The sequence below is a fragment of the Streptomyces sp. NPDC101234 genome (genome assembly GCF_044767525.1).
GTDB lineage: Bacteria > Actinomycetota > Actinomycetes > Streptomycetales > Streptomycetaceae > Streptomyces > Streptomyces sasae.
In genome coordinates, this window is sequence record NZ_JBIWOA010000002.1 from 467,583 (window position 1) to 488,600 (window position 21,018).

The following is a 21,018-nucleotide window of genomic DNA, read 5'->3' on the forward strand; positions in this document are numbered from 1 at the left end:
GTCGTAGATAACACGCGGAACACCGGGAAGGGGGCGCGTCGGGGATGAGCACCAAGGACTTCATCGAGAAGGACTACTACAAGGTCCTCGGCGTCCCCAAGGACGCCACCGAGGCCGAGATCAAGAAGGCGTACCGGAAGCTCGCCCGCGAGTTCCACCCGGACGCCAACAAGGGCAACGCCAAGGCCGAGGAGCGCTTCAAGGAGATCTCCGAGGCGAACGACATACTCGGCGACCCCAAGAAGCGCAAGGAGTACGACGAGGCCCGCGCCCTCTTCGGCAACGGGGGCTTCCGCCCCGGGCCGGGCGCGGGCGGCGGCAACTTCAACTTCGACCTGGGCGACCTCTTCGGGGGCACCGCCCAGGGCGGGGGCGGCTTCGGCGGGGGCGGCGGCGGCTTCAGTGACGTCCTGGGGGGCCTGTTCAACCGGGGCGGCGGCGCGGGTGCGCGCACCCAGCCCCGGCGCGGCCAGGACATCGAGTCCGAGGTCACGCTCAGCTTCACGGAGGCCATCGAGGGCGCCACGGTCCCGCTGCGGATGTCCTCGCAGGCCCCCTGCAAGGCCTGTTCGGGCACCGGCGACGCCAACGGCACACCCCGGGTGTGCCCGACCTGCGTCGGCACCGGCCAGGTGGCACGGGGATCCGGCGGCGGCTTCTCGCTCACCGACCCCTGCCCCGACTGCAAGGGCCGCGGCCTGATCGCGGAGAACCCCTGCCCGGACTGCAAGGGCAGCGGCCGCGCCAAGTCGTCCCGGACCATGCAGGTCCGCATCCCCGCCGGGGTGACGGACGGCCAGCGCATCCGGCTGCGCGGCAAGGGCGCGCCGGGCGAGCGCGGCGGCCCGGCCGGCGACCTCTATGTGATGGTCCACGTGGACACCCACCCGGTCTTCGGCCGCAAGGACGACAACCTCACGGTGACCGTCCCGGTGACCTTCACCGAGGCCACCCTCGGCGGCGAGGTCAGGGTCCCCACCCTGGGCGGACCGCCGGTCACCCTGAAGCTGCCCCCGGGCACGCCCAACGGCCGCACCATGCGCGCCCGTGGCAAGGGCGCGGTCCGCAAGGACGGCACCCGCGGCGACCTCCTGGTCACCGTCGAGGTGAGTGTCCCCAAGGACCTGTCGGGGAAGGCTCGTGACGCACTTGAGGCGTATCGCGAGGCGACCGCGGGTGAGGACCCGCGGGCCGAGCTGTTCGAGGCCGCGAAGGGAGCATGACAGAGATGGACGGCCGTCGACGTAACCCGTATGAACTGACCGAGGAGACCCCGGTCTACGTCATCTCGGTGGCGGCCCAGCTCTCCGGACTGCACCCGCAGACACTGCGCCAGTACGACCGCCTCGGCCTGGTCTCCCCGGACCGCACGGCCGGGCGGGGCCGGCGCTACTCGGCCCGCGACATCGAACTGCTCCGCCAGGTGCAGGCGTTGTCGCAGGACGAGGGCATCAACCTGGCCGGCATCAAGCGCATCATCGAACTGGAGAACCAGGTCATCGCGCTCCAGCAGCGCGTCGCCGAACTCCAGGCGGCGGTCGACGGCGCGGCGGCCGCGATGCAGCAGCGCGAGGCGGCGGTGCACGCCTCCTACCGCCGCGACCTGGTGCCGTACCAGGAGGTGCAGCAGACCAGCGCGCTGGTGGTGTGGCGGCCGAAGAAGGCCAAGGACTAAGACTTGTCCCGCAGTTCACCAGAGGGTGAGCTTCGGGTCGCAGCCGGGGCGGCGTCCGGGCTTTCCGGTGTGGTCACGCACAAGGCGTGTCTCATCCGGGGTCGCTCGGGGCCGCCTTGCGGCGGTTCGGTGAGCAGAGGTCTCCTGCTGGCGGGGGACTGCCACACGTCCCGACCGGCGAACCGGTTTCGGGCTTGGAGTGGTTGACTCACACAGGGCTTCTTCCAGCCCTTCTCCGTACATGATCTGTGCGCGCCGGGACAGCGCGGTGTCCAGATACGCGGTCTTCGGGTCGTCCATGTCGGTGAGACGGACGAACGCTGCCAAGGCGGCGGAGACGAGATCGCGCTTGCCGATCAGCCCGCAGGCGATGCACTTGTGTTGGCGATCGCGCAGCGTCTTGTTGACGCGCTCGCCGCAGAGACAGTGCTGGGACAGGGCAGTCGACCAGGTGCTAACCCGTACAAGCCTACCGGCCGCCGCCTGGCACTCGACCTCCAGGGCCTTGATGAGCATGCCCGGCGTGGTCTGCGAGAGCCGTTTACCCCACAGCCGGTACCAGGTGCGGATGTCGCAGTCCTCGACCGTGAGGTTCGGCCCGTGGGCGGCGATGATCTCACGGGCCACTAGACCGGCGCGGTGGCGGCGGCGCTCGGCGGCGGATGCGGCGGCTTCGGCCTGACGGGCGCGCACCTTGCGGTAGCTGTTCGACAGTCGGTCGCGGCGGAACGCCTGCTCGGGTACTCCATCGGAGCGTGCGGTGCGGGCACCGCCGGGCACGGTGACGGCCTTGGCCGGGAGGCCCTTGGAAGCCCGCCGGTCGGCGCGGCGCTGCTGCTTCTTCGACAGACCGTACTGTGCCGTGTTCGTGGCGCGGCGGGAGCGTTCCAGTGCCCGCGCACGGCCCCGCCGCTTCTTGGCTTCCTTCTCCAGCTGTGCGTGTTCGGCGCCGGTGAGCGTGATCTCCGAGGACGCCGGGGCGCTGTCGACGGGGTCCACGGAGGTGGGGAAGGAGACGACGGAGAGGTTGGAGACGTTGCCGTCCACGCCGCCGACCCGGTCCAGCGCGGCGGCCTGGAGCCGCATCTCCCGCACGTTGGGGGAGGTGTAGCCCGGACCGAGGATCATCAGGTGCGCCTCGTACGCCCTTCTTGCCCCGGAACTTCCGCGTCTGGCCAGCCCGCATCGCTGTCATCTCCTCCCACAAATCAGCTGCCATGCGACAGCGTGCGGCCAGCAGCTCGGCTGCCATACCGCAGACCAGACCAGACCAGACCAGACCAGACCAGACCAGACCAGAGGCTCAGCCATCCGCCGAGCTGGCACCGCCGCGGTGGGGATGTTCCCGGTCTTCTCCTCCACCTCGATACGCAGCAGGCCAGGGGCACAGGCGATGCGTGGCGCCTCGCCCAGTGGCGGCTGCCGACTCACCGTCCCCCCTTGCTTCCGCTCGTGATGCCGTCATCCCGTCGGATCAACGACACCCGCACGAAAAGGTCACACCTTCGATGTACGCACTCACATACGACGCCAGGCAACCGGGACGAGGCGGAGGGCAGGGCATCACTACGGATCCATAAGGAATCAGGTGGGACTGGCCATGCCTCTGGCCGAGTTGTAGTGAGACGAAAGCCCCGGTCGGGGTGGGCGGCTTGACTGTCGATGCTCGCCGAAGTGCGGGGCGCACAGGTGAACTTGACCTTGGTGTTGCCAGGCCGGTTGACGTAGTCGATACGGAGGGTGTGCCCCCTTGGGGATTGTCACGTTCACGGTCTTCGGACGGGAACCGGTCGTGTCGGACCAGAGGCTGATCTTGCGGCCGCGAGGGCGAACCGGCCGCCGGGGAGTTGGTTGTACTGATCTTTGCCTCCCCATGAACTCCCTTTGCATGGAGGGTCCGTAAAGGGCGTTTGGAGGCGGTTCCGCTGGTCGTTCACAGGATCGGCGGAGCGTGGTGTTGCGCACTCGTTAAGTGATTCCGCTTGACGCCGGGTACGGCCTCCGCGTTGGCTTTTCAGACATCTGGGCCGCAAAACAGCCCCACGTCCGGAACGCACCTGAAGTGAGCCCCCGTATGCGTCGTATAGCCATGTTCGTGGCCGCGTCCACGATGACCCTCTCGCTCGCCGGTTGCGGCATGCTCGACGCGACGGGTTCATCGACCTCCGCGACACCGACCAAGGGCAACGACATCACCGTGGGTGTGCTGATGCCGGACCTCATCAACACCCGGTACACGAACTTCGACTACCCGATCATGAAGTCCAAGATCGCGGAGCTCACGAACAAGCAGGGCAAGGTCGACTACCAGAACGCCGGGTCGTCCGCCCCCAAGCAGGCGACGCAGATGCAGAAGATGATCGACGAGAAGGTCGACGTGATCATCCTGGACTCCGTCGACGCGCACGCCATCGCGAGCTCGGTGAAGAAGGCCAAGGAGGCGGGCATCCCGGTCATCGCCTACGACCGTCTCGCCGAGGGCCCGATCGACTCCTACGTCTCCTTCGACAACGAGCTGGTGGGCGAGGTGCAGGCCCGTACCCTCCTCGAAGGCCTCGGGTCGAACGTCGACACCTCCGACAAGGTCATCATGGTCAACGGCTCGCCGACCGACCCGAACGCCAAGCAGTTCAAGACGGGCGCCATGTCCGAGCTGGCCGGCAAGGTGACGATCGCCCGCTCGTACGACACCAAGGACTGGGACCCGAAGATCGCCGAGCAGGAGGTGGCCAAGGCGGTCGCCGCGATCGGCAAGGACAACGTCGCCGCGGTCTACTCCGCGAACGACGCCATGGCGGGCGGCATCGTCCAGGCCCTCAAGGCGGCCGGCGTCACCAGCATGCCGCCGATCACCGGCCAGGACGCGGACCTCAACGCGATCCAGCGGATCCTCGCGGGCGAGCAGTACATGACCGTCTACAAGCCCTACCCGGACGAGGCCGAGGCCGCCGCCGAGATGGCCGTCTACAAGGTGCAGGGCAAGGACATCCAGTTCGACGCGCTCACCCAGGACCAGGTCGACAGCCCCACCACCAAGAACATCCCGTCCCAGCTGGTGCAGGTCAACGCCGTGACCAAGAGCAAGATCAAGGACACCGTCGTCGCCGACGGCATCTACAAGGTCTCGCAGATCTGCACGGCCCAGTACAAGTCTGCGTGCGCGGCGGTGGGCCTCAAGTAAGCGCGGTGGGGCGGGCGGGGGTGGGACGCCTACCGGCGCTGGCAGGGTGCCTCCCCCAGCCTTCGGCAGGGGCCCCCTTCGGCAGGGGGGACCCCCAGCGCCCCACCCGAGCCGCCTGAGGGTCCCCCTCTGGGGAGAGGCGCCGGCTGGAGCGCCTCTTCAGGGGCGCGGGCCGTATCGATGTGCGGCTGTCGCCGCGTGGGCGCGACCAGCCGCCCCCCCCACCGGTCCGCGGACGACCGGCTACGCGACCCTCGTGAACTCCACCGTCACCTCCGGGGCCCCTCCGGGAACCCCCCGGTAGACCCCCTTGTGCGGAGTCACGTCGTCGTAGTCCCGGCCCCGGGCCACCACCACGTGCGACTCGTCCGCCCGCACCCGGTTCGTGGGGTCGTACCCGCACCACTCGCCCGCCCAGTACTCGATCCACGCGTGGCTCTGCCCGGCGACGGGCCGGTGCAGCTCCGCCTCCCGCTCCGGGTGCAGATAGCCCGAGACGTACCGGGTCGGCAGCCCCACCCCGCGCAGCAGCGCGATCGTCAGATGCGTGATGTCCTGGCACACCCCCGCCCGCTGGGCCCACGCCTGAGCGGGGGACGTGTTCACCCCGGTCGCCCCCGGAAGGTACGCCACCCGGTCGGCGACCAGCTCGGAGACGGCCGCCGCGGCCTCGTGCGGCGCCAGCCCGGCGGCGGCGCCCTGCGCCTTCCTCACCAGCTTCTTCGGTACCGTCGTACGCTCCGTGGGGCCGATGAACTCCAGGAGCCGTGAGCCGGCCGCGCGTTCGGACAGCTCGACCCAGGTGGGCGCGGTGGGCAACGGCCCCGGTGCCGAGGTCTCCACCAGGCTCGACGCCGTGATCGTCAGATCCTCGTGCGGATCCATCAGGTCGAAGCCGGTGACCTGGGTGCCCCAGTAGTCCCAGTACGACCACACCGAGGTCGCGGGAGTGACCGTGACCCGTGCGTCCAGGGTCGTCTGGCCCGGCAGGGTGAGCGGGGTCATCCGGACCTCGTTGTGCGAGGAGGAGGCGGGCTGGGCGTAGGAGACCCGGGTGGTGTGCCGGATACGCAGGCGACGAGCCATGTCAGGCTCCTTCCTGGGCCCACTCCACGGGCCCCTGGTACGGGAAGAACCGCTCCGCGACCGCGTCGGCGGAGGCCATGCAGGCCTGCTGCAGATCCCGGAGCAGGACCGGCAGCTGTTCCTCCAGGGAGGCGGTGTCCAGGTATTCGAGGCGGGTGCGGGCCCGGCCGATGGGGGAGCGCGCCGGATCCTGGCGGGGCCGGCCGAGCGCGGCCAGGCACTCCTCCGCCGTGCTCAGCGCGTGCAGGGCCGAGCGCGGGAAGTCCCGGTCCAGGAGCAGGTACTCGGCCACCCGCGGGGTGTCCCCGAACCCGCTGTGCACCCGCGCGTAGGCCTCGTCGGCCCCGCTGGCGCTGAGCAGCGTCGTCCAGTCCGGTGCGTGCGCCGCGTCCAGTACGCGCACCGACAGCAGCCGTACGGTCATGTCGACCCGTTCCAGGCTGCGTCCGAGGACGACGAACCGCCAGCTGTCGTCCCGGCTCATGGTGGAGTCGGCGAGCCCGAAGAACAGGGCGGCCCGGCTGCGGACCAGCTCCAGATAGGCGTAGGGGCCGGTACGGCGGGCCGCGCGGCGCTGGTCGCCGAGCGCGTGCCAGGTGGAGTTGAGGCACTCCCACATCTCCGAGGAGACCGCCTCACGGGCGCTGCGCGCGTTCAGCCGGGCCGCGCCCAGGGCGCCCTCGATGGAGCCCGTCGAGCGGGCGTCGAAGGCGAGCTGGTCCAGCACCTGCTGCATGTCCACCCGCTCCCCGCCGGCGTCCACGCCGAGGATCGCGTACAGCGAGCGGCAGGCGGCGTCCTCGTCGCGCCAGGGGTCCTCCAGCATCCGGTGCAGATAGGCGTCGAGGATGCGGCCGGTGGCGTCGGCCCGCTCGACATACCGTCCGGTCCAGGTCAGCGACTCGGCGATACGGGAGAGGATCACGTCGTTCACTGCTGCTGTCCTCCTTCCGGTACGACGGCACGGGTGCCGTCGGGGCCCAGGCGGCGCGGGGCGATCGCGGGGATCGGGCCCGCGCCGGCCGGCGCCGGGCGCTCGGCGGGGCCCTCGGCGAGCACCCAGGTGTCCTTGGAGCCGCCGCCCTGACTGGAGTTGACGATCAGGTTGCCCTCCTGGAGGGCGACCCGGGTGAGGCCGCCGGGCAGCACCCAGATGTCGTCGCCGTCGTTCACGGCGAACGGGCGCAGGTCGATGTGGCGCGGTGCCATGCGGTCACCCGCGAGGGTGGGAGAGGTGGAGAGGGCGACCGGACGCTGCGCGATGAAGCCGCGCGGGTCGGCGGCGACTGCTTTGCGAGTGCGTTCCAGGGTGTCCCGGTCGGCCTTCGGGCCGATGACGATCCCCTGCCCGCCGGCCCCGTCCACGGGCTTCACCACGAGCTGGTCGAGCTGGTCGAGGACCGCCTCCAACTGGCCCGGTTCATCGGGTCGATAGGACTCCACGTTGGGCAGAATCGGTTCCTCGCCGAGGTAGTAGCGGATGAGGTCCGGGACGTAGGTGTAGAGGAGCTTGTCGTCGGCGATACCGTTGCCGACGGCGTTCGCGAGTGTGACGTTCCCGGCGACGGCGGCGCTCAGGATGCCGGGGCAGCCGATCACCGAGTCGGGGCGGAAGTGCAGCGGGTCGAGGAAGTCGTCGTCGAGCCGCCGGTACACGACGTGCACGGGCACCTCGCCCCGGGTCGTCCGCATCCACACCCGGTTGCTGCGGCACACCAGGTCGTGCCCCTCCACCAGCTGCACGCCCATCAGCCGGGCGAGCAGGGCGTGTTCGAAGTAGGCCGCGTTGCTGGGGCCGGGGGTGAGGACGACGACCCGGGGGTCGTTCGCCGCCCCGCCGGGCGCCGCGGCCCGCAGCGCGGCCAGCAGCCGCTGGGCGTACCCGTCGACCGGCAGCACGTGCTGCTCGGCGAAGAGGGAGGGGAAGATCCGGGTCATGGCCCTGCGGTTCTCGATGACGTACGACACCCCGCTCGGCACCCGCACGTTGTCCTCAAGGACCCGGAAGGCGCCGGCCTCGTCCCGGACCAGGTCGATCCCGGCCACATGGATGCGCACCCCGCCGGGCGGCTCCACCGCGTGCGCCGCCCGGTGGAAGTGCGGTGAGCCCAGCAGCAGCCGCCAGGGGACCACACCGTCCTCGAAGGCGCAGGCGTGTCCGTAGGCGTCGGCGAGATAGGCCTCCAGGGCCCGCACCCGCTGGGCGACGCCTCTTCGTACGAGATCCCATTCCAGGGCGTCGAGGATCCTGGGCACCAGGTCCAGCGGCCAGGGCCGCTCCTCGCCCGCGAAGGCGTAGGTCACGCCCCGGTCGGTGAAGGCACGGGCCATCTGGTCGGCCCGGAAGCGCAGTTCACTCGGCTCGATCGGCTGAAGTGCCGCCAGCACCGGCTCATAGGCGGTCCTGACCTCACCCGGCCGCACAAACATCTCGTCCCACGCGTCGGCCAACGCGTACGCGTCAAATATGTCCGCCATGAGGGGACGTTAGAGCGGGCACGTAACGCGGCGATCACTGGCGGATTTCGGGGATCCGCCTGGTCCGCCACGTCACGTGCCCGCGAGCGGCCCTCCCCGCAACGCGTCTCCCCCGTGGACGCGTTGCGCGGGTGCTCCGGCCCGCGGGGGATGCCGGCCGGAGCACCCGCCGGGCGTCCGGCAACGCCCGTGGGAAGCGGTTCCCACCTTGCCTTCCGCACCCCATGCGCACCACCGTCATCTTGTTGCAACGCGGGCTGCGGAGGCCGGACGATACCCCGTCGTACCGGTGCATTACGGCGCCCGGTGCGAGGGGAGCCGTGTTGCGGAGCCGGTCCGGACCGCTCATAGTTGCGCTGCGGAAGAGGCAGCAAACCGGGGGTGGAATGGGCGATGACCGGGCACGGGGCGGAGGAGCATCCACACGGTGCCGACCGGCTGTGCGACGCCGGGGACCGTGTCTACTCCCGGGCCGTGCGCCGGGGCCGGGTGCCGCGCACGGACGCCGACGCGGTGCCCTGTCTGCTGGAGCTGGCGCTGCTGCACCCGGACCCCGACGACATGGACTGGCTGGTGCCGACCTCCCCGCAGGAGGTCATGACCCGGCTGCTGCGCGGGGTCTACGACGAGGTCACGGACAGCCAGCGGCGGATGGGCTCGGCGGTGGCGGCGTTCGACTGGTACGCCGGTCTGGGACGGCAGTTGCAGGCCGCGTCGGCCTCCGCCGAGGGCACGGCGGCGATCCGGGTCCTTGACGGGCTGTCGCGGATCCAGGCGGCCATGGACGAGGCGACCCAGGCGTGCACGACCGAGGTGCTGACCGTGCAGCCGGGCGGCATCCGCCGCGAGTCCGAGCTGACCGAGGGCCTGCACCGGGCCGTCGCCCTGCGCGGCCGGGGCGTGCGGATGCGCGACCTGTACACGCATGTCGCCCGGCACGGCCAGGGGCTGCTCAACTACCTGGAGCTGATGGGCGACGCGGTGGAGGCCCGCACCCTCGACGAGGTCATCGACCGTCTGATCCTCTTCGACCGCACGGTGGCGTTCATCCCCGCGAACGCCGACCGCACGATGGCCCTGGAGCTGCGCCATCCCGGCCTGGTCGGGTACCTGGTCACCGTCTTCGAACGGCTCTGGCGGCTGGCGATCCCGCTCACCGCCCCGCTCCCCGACACCGGTATCGAGGGCATCTCACACCGGGAGCAGTCCATCGCGGCGCTCCTTGCGGAGGGCCACCAGGACGCGGTGATCGCCGAGCGCCTGGGCATCAGCGTGCGCACCTGCCGCGCCCATATCGCGCGCCTCTCGGAGACCCTCGGCGCGGCCAGCCGTACCCAACTGGGCGTGCGGATAGCGCAGGTGGGGCTGGACCGGCCGCCCGGCGGGACGACCGGTCCGCCGGCCGCGGTCAGCCTTCCCGACCTTCCTGGGCAAGGATCCCCGAGCGTCCGATGAGATAGCCGAGCTGGGCGCGGCTCTCGCTGCCGAGGGTGGCGGCGAGTTTGGCGATGTGGTCGCGGGCGGTGCGGATGTTCATGCCGAGGCGGTCGGCGATGACGGCGTCGGTGTGGCCTTCGACGAGGAGGGCGGCGATGGCCTGCTGGCGGGGTGTGATGCCGTTGACGGTGGGGCGGCGTTCCAGTTTGGGGAACATGGGGGTGGCCACGTCCCAGAGCACCTCGAAGGTCGTGACGAAGAACTTGACCACGGCCTCTTGGCGCACCTCCAGGGCGACCGTGCCGGCGCCGTTGGCGGGAATGAACGCCACCTTGCGGTCGATGACGATGAGCCGGTCGGTCACCCGGTCGAGACTGCGGCCGACGGTGTCACCCTTCAGTACTTCGACGTAGGTGTAGACGGTGGGGACGTGACGCAGGCTGGCCTGGTAGATCGCCCGGTTCCGGCCACCGCGGTCGAGGAACTCCTGGTCGCGTCGGTAGGCGGTGGTGTGGGCGACTTTTCCGCGCTCGCCGACGATGCCCGTGTGCGGCTGAATGCAGAGCACCTCGTGCCGGGCCTCGGCCATGGCCTCGTCGATGGCCTGGTTGATCCGCCGCGTGCCGCTGAGGAGTTGCAGGGACGGGGTGCCCGCCGCCGGAAGCAGGCTGTCGGCGTGCAGCAACGGTGCGAACTGCTCGACCAGTTGGTGCTCGCGTCTGCGTTCCTCCGCGATGCGCTTCTGTGTGCCGCGGAGCAGGCGGTTCAGGGCGACGACGGGGGCGACGGGCTCCAGCCGTCCGGGATCGTCGAGCACGGGGTGGACCAGACCGGAGTCGATGAGACAGGGCGCGTCCACGGCGTCCGGTGTGGTGATGTACCCCTTGCGCAAAGCCTGTTCGTAGAGGTCCGCCCCGGTGGCGCACAGGCTCTCGAGGTCATGTTCCGTGTGCGTCAGCGGGGGCCTCCTTCCCTGGGGCCAACTGGGCTAGGGCGCCCGACTGGGCTATGAGGTAGCCGAGTTGGGCGCGGCTCTCGCTGCCGAGGGTGGCGGCGAGTTTGGCGATGTGGACGCGGGCGGTGCGCACGTTCATGCCGAGGCGGTCGGCGATGACGGCGTCGGTGTGGCCCTCCACGAGGAGGGCGGCGATGGCCTGCTGGCGGGGTGTGATGCCGTTGACGGTGGGGCGCTGCTCGGTCTTGGGGAACATCGGGGTGGCCAGTCGCCAGAGCCGTTCGAAGGTGGTGGTCAGGTACTTGACCAGGGCCGGGTGGCGGACTTCCAGGGCGAGGGTGCCGTCGGCGTTGGCGGGCACGAAGGCGACCGTCTGGTCGATGACCACGAGCCGGTCGGGCACCTCGTCGAGGCCGCGGGCCTCACTGTCGCCCTTCAGGTCCTCGGCATAGGTGTACACGTTCGGCAGATGGCGCAGGGTGTGCTGGTAGAGCGTGCGGAAACGGCCGCCGCGGTCGAGGAACGTCTGGTCGCGCTCGTGGGCGGCCGGGAGGGCCGCCTCGCCGCGTTCACCGACCAGACCGGCGTGCGGCTGGACGCAGAGGACTTCCAGCCGGGCCTCGGTCATGGCCTCGTCGAGGGCCTGGTTGATCCGCCGGGTGCCGCTCAGCAGCCGTAGGGCCGGGGAGTCCGTCGTCGTGCCGGGTATGCCCTGGATGTTCGTCAGCGGTCCGAGGAGCTCCACCAGGCGCTCCTCCAGCCGCCATTCCTCGGCGACGCGGGCGCGGGACCCGCGCAGGAGCCGGTTCAGGGCGATGTCCGGGGCGACGGGCTCCAGCCGGTCGACGTCGTCCAGCGCCGGGTGGAGCAGGCCGAGGTCGACGAGGCAGGGGGCCTCGGCGACGTCCTCGGCGGACAGCCGCCCCTGGCGCAGGGCGTGTTCGTAGAGTTTCGTCCCCGCGTCGCACAGGTCCTCGATGCCGTGTTCGATGTGCGGGGTGTACGTCACCGGGTGTCGCCCTCCCCCGGGAGCGTCTGTTCCAGGAGGCCGGACTGGGCGATGAGATAGCCGAGTTGGGCGCGGCTGCCGCTGCCGAGGGACTGGGCCAGTTTGGCGATGTGGGCGCGGCAGGTCCGTACGTTCATGCCCAGCCGGCGGGCGATGGCCTCGTCGACGTGGCCTTCCACCAGGAGTTTGGCAATGGAGTACTGGATCTCCGTGATGCCGTCGGAGTCGACCGCGTACGGGCCGCCCGCGCTCATCGGTACGGCCCGGTCCCACAGGTACTCGAAGACCTTCATCAGATAGCGGACCACACCCGGATGGCGTAGCTCCAGGGCGACCTTCTGGTCGTCGCGGGCCGGGATGAAGGCGATGGACTCGTCGACGATGATCAGGCGCTCGACCAGTTCGTCGATGGTGCGGTACTCGAACTTGCCGTCCGAGAGCTGGGCCGCGTAGGCCAGCTTCTCCGGGTTGTAGCGGGCGGTGTGCTGATACAGGCTACGGACCTTCACACCGCGTTCGATCAGGTGTCGGTCTCTTTCGAGACCCCGCAACAGACTGGCTTCCGAGATCCGGTCGGAAGGCTGCACGGTGAGGAGTTCGGACTGGGACTGGGAGGTGGCGAGGTTGAGCGCGGCGTTGATCCGCTCGCTGCCTTCCAGGACGGTGATCGCGTCGCTGGCCGTGTTCGCCTCCGGGCCGATCGTCATGAACGGCTCGAAGATCTGGGCGAGTTCGACCGACAGCTGTCTGCGTTCGGTGATCTCGCGTTCGATCGGGTTGAGTCGGCGGGCTAGGGCGACGGCCGGCGGGACCGGGAGCAGCCAGGCGGAGTCGTCGGGATCCGGGTGGAGAAGGGCGAGTTCCATCAGACAGGGAGCGGCTTCCGCGTCCGCGCGGGCGACTCGTCCCGATCGCAGTGCTGCGGCGTAAAGGCGGCTGCCTTCATCACACAACGCGGTCACAGTATGAGGATGTGTCGCTTTCACCCGCTTGATTGTCAAATCTCCACCCCCCAGGGTCCTGAACATGCAGGAACATGATGCACTGATTGTGTGGCCACCACGTGCCCGAATGAGCCATCGTCTTATCTGACGGGGGAGAGGGACTTTCTAGTGAGGACGAAGCCGACCATGCGTAACAGACTGCTTCGCTCGGTGCTCGGTACCGTGCTCGCAGCTCTGGTGGCCATGGGGGTGTCGACCAGCCTCTCCGGCGTCAGGGGCGACACCACCCAAGCCGTCACCGAGTGGCCTGCGGTTGCCGTGAACAGCGCAGCAGCCGGAGCCGGGAGTTGAAGTGACCACCCCACCGGACGACCGATCCTTCCGCCGCGAAATGGCCACCGCCTACCGCTCGGGCTGGCACTTCATCGACCTGGTCACCGCCATCCCCCACAGTGGTGACTCGTTGATGGTGACCGTCTTCGGTGAGCCGGTCGTCGTCACGCGGGACGAGGACGAGGACGTACGGGCCTACCGGTGTCTGCGCAAGCCCCGAGGCGCGCCACAGCCCGTCCGCTGTGCCGTCCGGTACGGAATGATCTTTGTGAACCTGGACCAACGGGACCACCGGCTGGCTGAGCCGGAGGTACCGGACGTGAGGACCATCTCGGCCACCCCCCGCAGTGCCTGACGCGATTCCCCCGTCGTAAAAGATCGCTCAGGTGCTTCCCCCAGCAGCGGCGTCACCGTGACCTGAACACGGTGACGCCGCTGCAGTTTTCGGGGGACATTTCAAGGTATCGGCTGGTTCCGGTCAACGTTCACGGTGGCCGAAACCCGCCGGTAGAACGGGGCGGTCGCCCCGGAGGCCGGCCCGCTCCGCTCACCCCCGCCCCAGCGCGCCCTCCACCTCGATCTCGATGACCACCCGGGACGGGTTCTCCCCGGGGGTTCTCCCGTACCGCTCCGCGTACCGCCGCTCGGCCTCCGCCACCCGCTCCGGCTCGCTCCGGACGCGTGCCCGCCCCTCCAGCGTCGCCCACCGCCGCCCGGCCACCTGGCACACCGCCACCCGGGCCCCGTCAGGACCCGCGGCCAGCACATGGGACACCTTCGTGCTCGTCTTGTTGGTGATCACCCGAGCCAGCCGCGCCTCCGGGTCGTATGTCACCCCGACGGGAACGACATGCGGGCTGCCGTCGGGCCGCAGTGTCGTGAGGGTGCACAGATGGCGTTCCTGCCAGAAGCTGACGTAGGCCTCGTCCGGTGCGGACGGGTTCACGCGGTATGTACTCATGGCTTGAAAGCTAGTCGCCGGAAGGACTCCCGACTCCACCTTGAGTGGAATAGACTCAACTTTATGTATGTTGGCTGAAGCAGTTGTACGACGCCGAGGAGGAGAACCCGAACGTGGACGCCGAGCTGACCAACAGGAGCCGGGACGCGATCAACGCGGCCAGCAACCGTGCCGTGACCATGGGGCACGCGGACCTCACCCCTGCCCACCTGCTGCTGGCTCTGCTCCAGGGGCAGGACAACGAGAACATCACCGACCTGCTGGCGGCCGTCGACGCCGACCAGGCCGCCGTACGCCAGGGCGCCGAGCGGGCGCTGGCCGCGCTGCCCAGCGTGACCGGCTCCACGGTCGCGCCCCCGCAGCCCAACCGCGACCTGCTCGCGGTCCTCGCCGACGCCGGCGAGCGCGCCAAGGACCTCGGCGACGACTACCTCTCCACCGAGCACCTGCTCATCGGCATCGCCGCGAAGGGCGGCCCGGCCGGCGAGGTGCTCGACCGGCAGGGGGCCACCGCGAAGAAGCTGGTGGAGGCCTTCCAGAAGGCGCGCGGCGGACGCCGGGTGACCACCGCCGACCCCGAGGGCCAGTACAAGGCGCTGGAGAAGTTCGGCACCGACTTCACCGCCGCCGCCCGGGACGGCAAGCTCGACCCCGTCATCGGACGGGACCAGGAGATCCGCCGGGTCGTGCAGGTGCTGTCCCGCCGCACCAAGAACAACCCCGTGCTCATCGGCGAGCCGGGCGTCGGCAAGACCGCCGTGGTCGAGGGGCTCGCGCAGCGGATCGTCAAGGGGGACGTCCCCGAGTCGCTGAAGAACAAGCGGCTCGTCTCGCTGGACCTCGGGGCCATGGTCGCCGGGGCCAAGTACCGCGGTGAGTTCGAGGAGCGGCTCAAGACCGTCCTAGCCGAGATCAAGGACTCCGACGGGCAGATCATCACCTTCATCGACGAGCTGCACACGGTCGTCGGCGCGGGCGCCGGCGGCGACTCCGCCATGGACGCCGGCAACATGCTGAAGCCGATGCTGGCCCGCGGCGAACTGCGCATGGTCGGCGCCACGACCCTCGACGAGTACCGCGAACGCATCGAGAAGGACCCGGCACTGGAGCGGCGCTTCCAGCAAGTACTGGTCGCCGAGCCGACGGTCGAGGACACCATCGCCATCCTCCGCGGCCTGAAGGGCCGTTACGAGGCCCACCACAAGGTCCAGATCGCCGACAGCGCGCTGGTCGCCTCCGCGACCCTCTCGGACCGCTACATCACCTCCCGCTTCCTGCCCGACAAGGCCATCGACCTGGTCGACGAGGCGGCCTCCCGGCTCCGTATGGAGATCGACTCCTCGCCCGTCGAGATCGACGAACTCCAGCGCGCCGTCGACCGGTTGAAGATGGAGGAGCTGGCGCTGGAGAAGGAGACCGACCCGGCCTCCCGGGAGCGCCTGGAGAAGCTGCGCCGCGACCTCGCCGACAAGGAGGAGGACCTGCGCGGCCTCAACGCCCGCTGGGAGCGCGAGAAGCAGTCCCTGAACCGGGTCGGCGAGCTGAAGGAGAAGCTCGACGCACTGCGCGGCACCGCCGAACGCGCCCAGCGCGACGGCGACTTCGACACCGCCTCCAAGCTGCTGTACGGCGAGATCCCGCAGCTGGAGAAGGAGTTGGAGGCCGCGTCCGAGGCCGAGGAGGAGACGGCCCGGGACACCATGGTCAAGGACGAGGTCGGCTCCGACGACATCGCCGACGTGGTGGCCGCCTGGACCGGCATCCCGGCCGGCCGTCTGATGGAGGGCGAGACCCAGAAGCTGCTCCGGATGGAGGACGAACTGGGCCGCCGGCTGATCGGCCAGACCGAGGCCGTACGAGCGGTGTCGGACGCCGTACGACGGTCCCGCGCCGGGATCGCCGACCCGGACCGCCCCACCGGCTCCTTCCTCTTCCTCGGCCCGACCGGTGTCGGCAAGACGGAACTCGCCAAGGCCCTCGCCGACTTCCTCTTCGACGACGAGCGGGCGATGGTCCGTATCGACATGTCGGAGTACAGCGAGAAGCACAGCGTGGCCCGGCTGGTCGGCGCCCCGCCCGGATACGTCGGCTACGAGGAGGGCGGCCAGCTCACCGAGGCGGTCCGCCGCAGGCCGTACACCGTGGTCCTCCTGGACGAGGTGGAGAAGGCCCACCCCGAGGTCTTCGACATCCTCCTCCAGGTGCTGGACGACGGCCGCCTCACCGACGGCCAGGGCCGCACGGTCGACTTCCGCAACACGATCCTGGTCCTCACCTCGAACCTCGGCAGCCAGTACCTGGTCGACCCGGTCCTCGGCGAGGAGGAGAAGAAGCGGCAGGTCCTGGAGACGGTCCGGCAGTCCTTCAAGCCGGAGTTCCTCAACCGGCTCGACGACCTGGTCGTCTTCTCCGCCCTGGCCAAGGACGAGCTGGCCCGGATCGCCCGGCTCCAGCTCGACCGGCTGGCCAAGCGCCTCGCCGACCGCCGTCTCGCCCTGGAGATCACTCCGGAGGCGCTGGCATGGCTGGCCGAGGAGGGCAACGACCCGGCGTACGGCGCCCGCCCGCTGCGCCGCCTGGTCCAGACCGCCATCGGCGACCGCCTGGCCAAGGAGATCCTGGCCGGCGAGGTCAAGGACGGCGACACGATCCGCGTGGACGCGTTCGGGGACGGCCTGATCGTGGGCCCGGTGACGGCCGAGGACACCGGAAAGACGCTGTGACGAGCGGTGCCCGGCCCTTGCGGAACCCGGCGGACCGCCGCCGCTCTGCCGAGGGCCGGGCACCGGGATTCGGCTGCCCGACCCGCTGATCCGGCAGGAAGTGGCGGCGCGAGGGCTGAGTCGGTTGCCCGTCACGGTCCAAGAGAGAGAGGGTGGACCTTGCGTCGGGTCTCAGTGATGACCGGACGAACCAGACGACCGCAGGAGAGTCCCACTGATGTCCATCGACCCGTCCTCGATTCCGAACTTCGGGGGCCAGCCCGAGCCGCAGCCCCAAGGACCGGCGGGCCCCGTCATCCCGGATCAGGATCTTGTGAAGCAGCTCCTCGACCAGATGGAGCTCAAGTACGTCGTCGACGACGAGGGTGACCTCGCCGCGCCGTGGGAGACGTTCCGTACGTACTTCATGTTCCGCGGAGAGGACGAGCAGGCGGTCTTCTCGGTACGGACGTTCTACGACCGCCCCCACAAGATCGACGAGAAGCCGCAGCTGCTCGAGTCCATCGACGACTGGAACCGTCGGACCCTGTGGCCCAAGGTCTACAGCCACACCCACGACGACGGCACCGTCCGTCTCATCGGTGAGGCGCAGATGCTGATCGGCATGGGCGTCGACATCAACCACTTCGTGTCGTCCACGGTCAGCTGGGTGCGGGCCGCGATCGAGTTCGACAAGTGGCTCGTCGAGCAGCTCGGCCTGGAGGAGGCCGTCAACGAGGCCGACAAGCCCGAGGACGACCAGCCCGAGGACGGCGAGTAACCGGTCCTACAGCGGCGTGTGCGCGACGACCACCAGGTACGCGCCATAGCTGAACGAGAGCCCGGCCAGGGCCGCGACCACCACGGTCGCGTGCCAGGGCCGGGCTCTCGCCGTGCGGACCAGCGCCCGGGCCAGCGGGAGCAGCAGCGGGAAGGCCGGGAGCAGGAAGCGGGGCTTGGACTCGAAGAAGCCCGAGCCGCCGAGCGTGATCAGCAGGAGCACGGCTGTGTAGACGAGGAGCGGGAGCGGGGCGCGGTCCAGGACCAGCAGGGCGCACAGGACCACGGCCGCCGCCACGATCACCAGGGTCATCGGGAAGACGAAGCGGTCGCCGTGCAGGAGCAGCCGGCGGGCGAACCCGAGCGAGCCCCGGCCGAGGTCGAAGCGCGAGCCCCACAGGCGCTGCACGTCGAAGTAGCCGCCCAGCCAGTTCCCGCTGCGCCGGCCCACCCACAGCACGTACGCCGTCCAGCCGAGCGGAGCCAGCGCCGCGCCCGTCCACAGCCTGTGGGCAACCCGGCCGCGGGAGCGGACGAGTTCGTGGACGGCGGCGGCGAGCACGGCCAGCGCGACGGCGAAGCCGTTCGGGCGGGACAGGCCCGCGAGAGCGGCCAGGGTGCCCGCCCACAGCCAGTTCCCGGCCAGCACCGCGTACAGGGACCAGGCGGCGAAGGCGGTCAGGACCGGTTCCGTGTACGCCATGGACAGCACGACGGAGTGCGGGAGCAGGCCCCACAGCAGCACCAGTGCGGTGGCCACCGCGCGGCCGTGCAGCCGGGCGCCCACCGCGTAGATGCCGGCGGCGGCGACCCCGGCGGCGGTCCAGGACACCAGCAGGCCCGCGCCCGCGCCGCTCAGCGGGGTCAGGGCCGTGAGGACGCGGATCAGGGCCGGGTAGAGCGGGAAGAACGCCAGGTCGCTGTGGACGATGCCGGGACCGAAGTACAGGGTGCGGCCGTAGCCGTGTGCGGCGATGCCGAGGTACCAGGCCGAGTCCCAGGACCGGCCGAGCAGGGTCAGCGGATGCCCGCCGCCCGCCCAGGCGAGCAGCGCGAGCGCGGCCATGCCGGTGAGCCGGGCCGTGGCGAACAGCCCCATGGCGACCCCGCCGGCCGAGACGAGGGACAGCCGGGTGCCGGGTTGCTCTGCGACGGACGGGGCGAGGGCGGTACTGGCGTGGCTCACATTCGCACAGTGCAGGGGGATCGCGGTGATGTGCGAGAAATGTGCGGCAGATGGGGTAAGTGGGGCCGCTGCTACCTTCCGGAGTCATGACCGACAGCGTGTACGTGGGCAATGCGGGCAGGGACGCGGCGCTGGACCGGGGGTGGCTGCTGGGGCATTTCAAAGATGCCTCCGATCCCCGGCACAGTGCGGCCGTCGAGATCAAATGGGGTGTTCACCCCAAGGGCGACGAGCGGGCTCGGTGGGTGACCGGCGAAGAGCGCACCGCCCTGCTGGTCCTCATCAGCGGGCGCTTCCGGGTGGAACTGCCCGGGCGCAGTGTCCTCCTGGTCCGGCAGGGGGACTACGTCGTGTGGGGACGAGGCGTCGACCACTCCTGGTTCGCGGAGGAGGAGTCCGTGGTGCTGACGGTTCGCTGGCCCTCCGTCCCGGGTTACAAGGCCGACGAGGACGATTCCGCGGCCGGTCACCGCACGCTCGGTGCGTACGGCACCCCGTGCGACACCCCGTAGGGCGCCTACGACAGCTTCCGCAGCCGCTCAGCCGCCTCCTTGAGGACCTCCGCGCGCTTGCAGAACGCGAACCGCACGAACGGCGCCCCCGCCTCCCGGTGGTCGTAGAAGACCGCGTTAGGGATGGCGACGACCCCCGCCCGCTCCGGCAGCGAACGGCAGAACGCGAAGCCGTCGCTCTCGCCGAGCGGGCGGATGTCGGTGGTGATGAAGTATGTGCCGGCGGTGTCGTAGACCTTGAAGCCCGCCTCCTTCAGGCCCGTCGCGAGGATGTCGCGCTTGGCCCGCATGTCCTCGCGGAAGGACTCGAAGTAGGAGTCCGGCAGGGCCAGGGCCTCGGCGACCGCGTACTGGAAGGGGCCCGAGGAGACGTACGTCAGGAACTGCTTCGCCGAGCGCACCGCGGTGACCAGCTTCGGCGTGGACGTCACCCAGCCGACCTTCCAGCCCGTGAAGGAGAAGGTCTTGCCGGCCGAGCCGATGGTGACCGTGCGCCCGCGCATGCCGGGGAGGGTCGCGAGGGGCACATGCTCCGCCGCGTCGTAGACCAGGTGCTCGTACACCTCGTCCGTGACGACCAGCAGGTCCCGCTCCACCGCCAGCTCCGCGATCGCGGTCAGCTCGGCGCGGGTGAGGACCGTGCCGGTCGGGTTGTGCGGGGTGTTGATCAGCAGGAGGCGGGTGCGCGGGGTGACCGCGGCGCGCAGCTCGTCGAGGTCGAGGCGGAACGCACCGCCGTCCGGGCGCAGGGTGACCGGGACGCGGGTGCCGCCGGCCATCGCGATGCAGGCCGCGTAGGAGTCGTAGTACGGCTCCAGGGCGACGACCTCGTCACCGGGCTCCACCAGGGCCAGCAGGGCGGCCGCGATGGCCTCCGTGGCGCCCGCCGTGACCAGGACCTCGGCGTCCGGGTCGTACGACAGCCCGTACCGGCGCTCCTGGTGCGCGGCGATCGCGGTACGCAGCTGGGGGACGCCCGGCCCCGGCGGGTACTGGTTGCCGCGCCCCTCGCGCAGCGCGCGCACGGCGGCCTCCCTGACCTCCTCGGGGCCGTCGGTGTCCGGGAAGCCCTGCCCCAGGTTGATGGACCCGGTGCTGAGGGCGAGCGCCGACATCTCGGCGAAGATCGTGGTCCCGAACTCGGCGAGCCGGCGATTGAGAAAAGGGCGTTCGCTGGAGGTCATGCCGGCCATCCTGCGCCCAAGCTCCGGAGTTCCTCAACCCACGTCCGGGGGATGGGACCTGCGGTGATGCGCTGTGTGCTGATGAAAGACCGAGGCTAGGAGACCTGGAAGCGGACGTTGCGCTGTGGGATTCCGTGCCGGGTCGCCTGCTCCTGAAGAGCCTTGACCAGATCAGGGTCGGCCCCCAGAGCCACGAGCGCCAGGGGGGCCGCACCGCGCCGCGCGAGTTCGACCCGGTTGATGACCGTCAGCAGCACGGCTCCGTACGACCGCTTCAGCATGGACACCTCGGCCCACGTCACCGCGTCCCGTACCTGACCGAACAGGTCGGTGACGACCACACCGCCGGGATAGAGGTGGCATCGGTTCATCTGAAGGTCGGCGGATACGCGGCGCCAGGCCGGCCCGATGCCGTACGCGGCGAGCAGCAGGGCTGTGACGACAGCGCCCTTGAGCAGCACCGAGGGGGGTCTGAAGCAGACCAGTGCGACGAGGCAGAGGACCAGCACGAGCATGAGGCTCCGCCGGGCAAGTTGCCCAAGACTGCCTATCACGCCCGTGATGGCGTAGGTCCGGCGCGACCGACCGAGCCCGA

20 protein-coding genes are annotated in these 21,018 nt (G+C 70.2%); 9 read left to right on the forward strand and 11 right to left on the reverse strand.

What is annotated here, in order from left to right; translation table 11 throughout:
* Nucleotides 1-44: 44 nt before the first annotated feature.
* Nucleotides 45-1,223, forward strand: coding sequence for a molecular chaperone DnaJ (gene dnaJ / locus ACIRR9_RS05410; protein ID WP_384559180.1), 1,179 nt, complete (start codon nt 45-47; stop codon nt 1,221-1,223).
* Nucleotides 1,224-1,228: 5 nt separating this feature from the next.
* Entirely contained in the window at nt 1,229-1,675 is a 447-nt protein-coding gene (locus ACIRR9_RS05415) for a heat shock protein transcriptional repressor HspR (RefSeq protein WP_089100113.1), read from the forward strand.
* Nucleotides 1,676-1,690: 15 nt separating this feature from the next.
* Here ACIRR9_RS05415 and ACIRR9_RS05420 read toward each other — a convergent pair whose 3' ends face one another.
* The gene (locus ACIRR9_RS05420; protein WP_403747812.1) at nt 1,691-2,803 is read right to left on the reverse strand and encodes a hypothetical protein; all 1,113 of its coding nucleotides are present in this window, start codon (nt 2,801-2,803) and stop codon (nt 1,691-1,693) included.
* 946 nt (nt 2,804-3,749) lie between these two features.
* Here ACIRR9_RS05420 and ACIRR9_RS05425 point away from each other — a divergent pair.
* Complete coding sequence (locus ACIRR9_RS05425; protein ID WP_403747814.1) at nt 3,750-4,856, forward strand: sugar ABC transporter substrate-binding protein; 1,107 nt, start codon at nt 3,750-3,752, stop codon at nt 4,854-4,856.
* Nucleotides 4,857-5,099: 243 nt separating this feature from the next.
* Here ACIRR9_RS05425 and ACIRR9_RS05430 read toward each other — a convergent pair whose 3' ends face one another.
* From ACIRR9_RS05430 to ACIRR9_RS05440, 3 genes are read right to left on the reverse strand one after another with little or no spacing between them, the layout of a single operon-like run.
* Complete coding sequence (locus ACIRR9_RS05430; RefSeq protein WP_403747817.1) at nt 5,100-5,942, reverse strand: transglutaminase N-terminal domain-containing protein; 843 nt, start codon at nt 5,940-5,942, stop codon at nt 5,100-5,102.
* Nucleotide 5,943: 1 nt separating this feature from the next.
* Nucleotides 5,944-6,876 (reverse strand): alpha-E domain-containing protein, encoded by a 933-nt coding sequence (locus tag ACIRR9_RS05435; RefSeq protein WP_365348347.1) that lies wholly within the window; start codon nt 6,874-6,876, stop codon nt 5,944-5,946.
* Nucleotides 6,873-8,420, reverse strand: coding sequence for a circularly permuted type 2 ATP-grasp protein (locus ACIRR9_RS05440; RefSeq protein WP_403747820.1), 1,548 nt, complete (start codon nt 8,418-8,420; stop codon nt 6,873-6,875). The genes ACIRR9_RS05435 and ACIRR9_RS05440 overlap by 4 nt, the downstream gene beginning before the upstream one ends.
* A 393-nt stretch (nt 8,421-8,813) precedes the next feature.
* On the opposite strand from ACIRR9_RS05440, the gene ACIRR9_RS05445 reads away from it, so the two are divergent.
* Nucleotides 8,814-9,875 (forward strand): LuxR C-terminal-related transcriptional regulator, encoded by a 1,062-nt coding sequence (locus ACIRR9_RS05445; protein ID WP_403747823.1) that lies wholly within the window; start codon nt 8,814-8,816, stop codon nt 9,873-9,875.
* On the opposite strand, the gene ACIRR9_RS05450 is transcribed toward ACIRR9_RS05445, so the two are convergent.
* The 3 genes from ACIRR9_RS05450 to ACIRR9_RS05460 are packed head-to-tail and all read right to left on the reverse strand — an operon-like array spanning nt 9,829 to nt 12,849.
* Nucleotides 9,829-10,815: a helix-turn-helix transcriptional regulator gene (locus tag ACIRR9_RS05450; protein WP_403748172.1), complete on the reverse strand. Its 987-nt coding sequence runs from the start codon at nt 10,813-10,815 to the stop codon at nt 9,829-9,831. The genes ACIRR9_RS05445 and ACIRR9_RS05450 overlap by 47 nt on opposite strands.
* A complete protein-coding gene (locus ACIRR9_RS05455; RefSeq protein ID WP_403747825.1) occupies nt 10,796-11,821 on the reverse strand; it encodes a LuxR C-terminal-related transcriptional regulator in 1,026 nt (341 codons plus the stop codon). Before ACIRR9_RS05455 ends, ACIRR9_RS05450 begins: the two co-directional genes overlap by 20 nt.
* Nucleotides 11,818-12,849 (reverse strand): helix-turn-helix transcriptional regulator, encoded by a 1,032-nt coding sequence (locus tag ACIRR9_RS05460; RefSeq protein ID WP_403747828.1) that lies wholly within the window; start codon nt 12,847-12,849, stop codon nt 11,818-11,820. The genes ACIRR9_RS05455 and ACIRR9_RS05460 overlap by 4 nt, the downstream gene beginning before the upstream one ends.
* 102 nt (nt 12,850-12,951) lie before the next feature.
* On the opposite strand from ACIRR9_RS05460, the gene ACIRR9_RS05465 reads away from it, so the two are divergent.
* Both ACIRR9_RS05465 and ACIRR9_RS05470 read left to right on the forward strand, forming a co-directional pair.
* The gene (locus ACIRR9_RS05465) at nt 12,952-13,116 is read left to right on the forward strand and encodes a hypothetical protein (protein WP_403747831.1); all 165 of its coding nucleotides are present in this window, start codon (nt 12,952-12,954) and stop codon (nt 13,114-13,116) included.
* A gap of 40 nt (nt 13,117-13,156) precedes the next feature.
* A complete protein-coding gene (locus ACIRR9_RS05470) occupies nt 13,157-13,453 on the forward strand; it encodes a (2Fe-2S)-binding protein (protein ID WP_046730465.1) in 297 nt (98 codons plus the stop codon).
* Between the two features lie 192 nt (nt 13,454-13,645).
* On the opposite strand, the gene ACIRR9_RS05475 is transcribed toward ACIRR9_RS05470, so the two are convergent.
* A complete protein-coding gene (locus tag ACIRR9_RS05475; RefSeq protein WP_403747833.1) occupies nt 13,646-14,059 on the reverse strand; it encodes a pyridoxamine 5'-phosphate oxidase family protein in 414 nt (137 codons plus the stop codon).
* A 113-nt stretch (nt 14,060-14,172) separates the two neighbouring features.
* Here ACIRR9_RS05475 and clpB point away from each other — a divergent pair, with 113 nt between their 5' ends.
* Both clpB and ACIRR9_RS05485 read left to right on the forward strand, forming a co-directional pair.
* Nucleotides 14,173-16,782: an ATP-dependent chaperone ClpB gene (gene clpB, locus ACIRR9_RS05480; RefSeq protein ID WP_403748175.1), complete on the forward strand. Its 2,610-nt coding sequence runs from the start codon at nt 14,173-14,175 to the stop codon at nt 16,780-16,782.
* A gap of 217 nt (nt 16,783-16,999) precedes the next feature.
* Nucleotides 17,000-17,542, forward strand: a complete 543-nt coding sequence (locus tag ACIRR9_RS05485; protein WP_123975434.1) for a YbjN domain-containing protein — start codon at nt 17,000-17,002, stop codon at nt 17,540-17,542.
* Between the two features lie 6 nt (nt 17,543-17,548).
* Here the strand turns inward: ACIRR9_RS05485 and ACIRR9_RS05490 are convergent, their stop codons facing one another.
* Nucleotides 17,549-18,727 carry a hypothetical protein gene (locus tag ACIRR9_RS05490; protein WP_403252820.1) on the reverse strand — a complete coding sequence of 393 codons (1,179 nt, stop codon included), beginning with the start codon at nt 18,725-18,727 and terminating at the stop codon, nt 17,549-17,551.
* Between the two features lie 86 nt (nt 18,728-18,813).
* On the opposite strand from ACIRR9_RS05490, the gene ACIRR9_RS05495 reads away from it, so the two are divergent.
* On the forward strand, nt 18,814-19,239 hold the full coding sequence (locus tag ACIRR9_RS05495) for a signal peptidase I (RefSeq protein WP_403747836.1): 426 nt from the start codon (nt 18,814-18,816) through the stop codon (nt 19,237-19,239).
* 5 nt (nt 19,240-19,244) lie between these two features.
* Here ACIRR9_RS05495 and ACIRR9_RS05500 read toward each other — a convergent pair whose 3' ends face one another.
* Together ACIRR9_RS05500 and ACIRR9_RS05505 are read right to left on the reverse strand one after the other, a co-directional pair.
* Nucleotides 19,245-20,432, reverse strand: coding sequence for a pyridoxal phosphate-dependent aminotransferase (locus ACIRR9_RS05500; protein ID WP_403747839.1), 1,188 nt, complete (start codon nt 20,430-20,432; stop codon nt 19,245-19,247).
* 86 nt (nt 20,433-20,518) lie between these two features.
* Nucleotides 20,519-20,938, reverse strand: coding sequence for a hypothetical protein (locus tag ACIRR9_RS05505; protein WP_403747842.1), 420 nt, complete (start codon nt 20,936-20,938; stop codon nt 20,519-20,521).
* Between the last annotated feature and the right edge of the window lie 80 nt (nt 20,939-21,018).

What these genes read in the sequence shown, in the direction of transcription:
- dnaJ (WP_384559180.1), top strand. Translation starts at nt 45, where the DNA reads ATGAGCACCAAGGACTTCATCGAGAAGGACTACTACAAGGTCCTCGGC.
- ACIRR9_RS05415 (WP_089100113.1), top strand. Translation starts at nt 1,229, where the DNA reads ATGGACGGCCGTCGACGTAACCCGTATGAACTGACCGAGGAGACCCCG.
- ACIRR9_RS05420 (WP_403747812.1), bottom strand. Translation starts at nt 2,803, where the DNA reads ATGATCCTCGGTCCGGGCTACACCTCCCCCAACGTGCGGGAGATGCGG.
- ACIRR9_RS05425 (WP_403747814.1), top strand. Translation starts at nt 3,750, where the DNA reads ATGCGTCGTATAGCCATGTTCGTGGCCGCGTCCACGATGACCCTCTCG.
- ACIRR9_RS05430 (WP_403747817.1), bottom strand. Translation starts at nt 5,942, where the DNA reads ATGGCTCGTCGCCTGCGTATCCGGCACACCACCCGGGTCTCCTACGCC.
- ACIRR9_RS05440 (WP_403747820.1), bottom strand. Translation starts at nt 8,420, where the DNA reads ATGGCGGACATATTTGACGCGTACGCGTTGGCCGACGCGTGGGACGAG.
- ACIRR9_RS05445 (WP_403747823.1), top strand. Translation starts at nt 8,814, where the DNA reads ATGACCGGGCACGGGGCGGAGGAGCATCCACACGGTGCCGACCGGCTG.
- ACIRR9_RS05460 (WP_403747828.1), bottom strand. Translation starts at nt 12,849, where the DNA reads ATGTTCAGGACCCTGGGGGGTGGAGATTTGACAATCAAGCGGGTGAAA.
- ACIRR9_RS05465 (WP_403747831.1), top strand. Translation starts at nt 12,952, where the DNA reads ATGCGTAACAGACTGCTTCGCTCGGTGCTCGGTACCGTGCTCGCAGCT.
- ACIRR9_RS05470 (WP_046730465.1), top strand. Translation starts at nt 13,157, where the DNA reads ATGGCCACCGCCTACCGCTCGGGCTGGCACTTCATCGACCTGGTCACC.
- ACIRR9_RS05475 (WP_403747833.1), bottom strand. Translation starts at nt 14,059, where the DNA reads ATGAGTACATACCGCGTGAACCCGTCCGCACCGGACGAGGCCTACGTC.
- ACIRR9_RS05485 (WP_123975434.1), top strand. Translation starts at nt 17,000, where the DNA reads ATGTCCATCGACCCGTCCTCGATTCCGAACTTCGGGGGCCAGCCCGAG.
- ACIRR9_RS05495 (WP_403747836.1), top strand. Translation starts at nt 18,814, where the DNA reads ATGACCGACAGCGTGTACGTGGGCAATGCGGGCAGGGACGCGGCGCTG.
- ACIRR9_RS05500 (WP_403747839.1), bottom strand. Translation starts at nt 20,432, where the DNA reads ATGGCCGGCATGACCTCCAGCGAACGCCCTTTTCTCAATCGCCGGCTC.
- ACIRR9_RS05505 (WP_403747842.1), bottom strand. Translation starts at nt 20,938, where the DNA reads ATGCTCGTGCTGGTCCTCTGCCTCGTCGCACTGGTCTGCTTCAGACCC.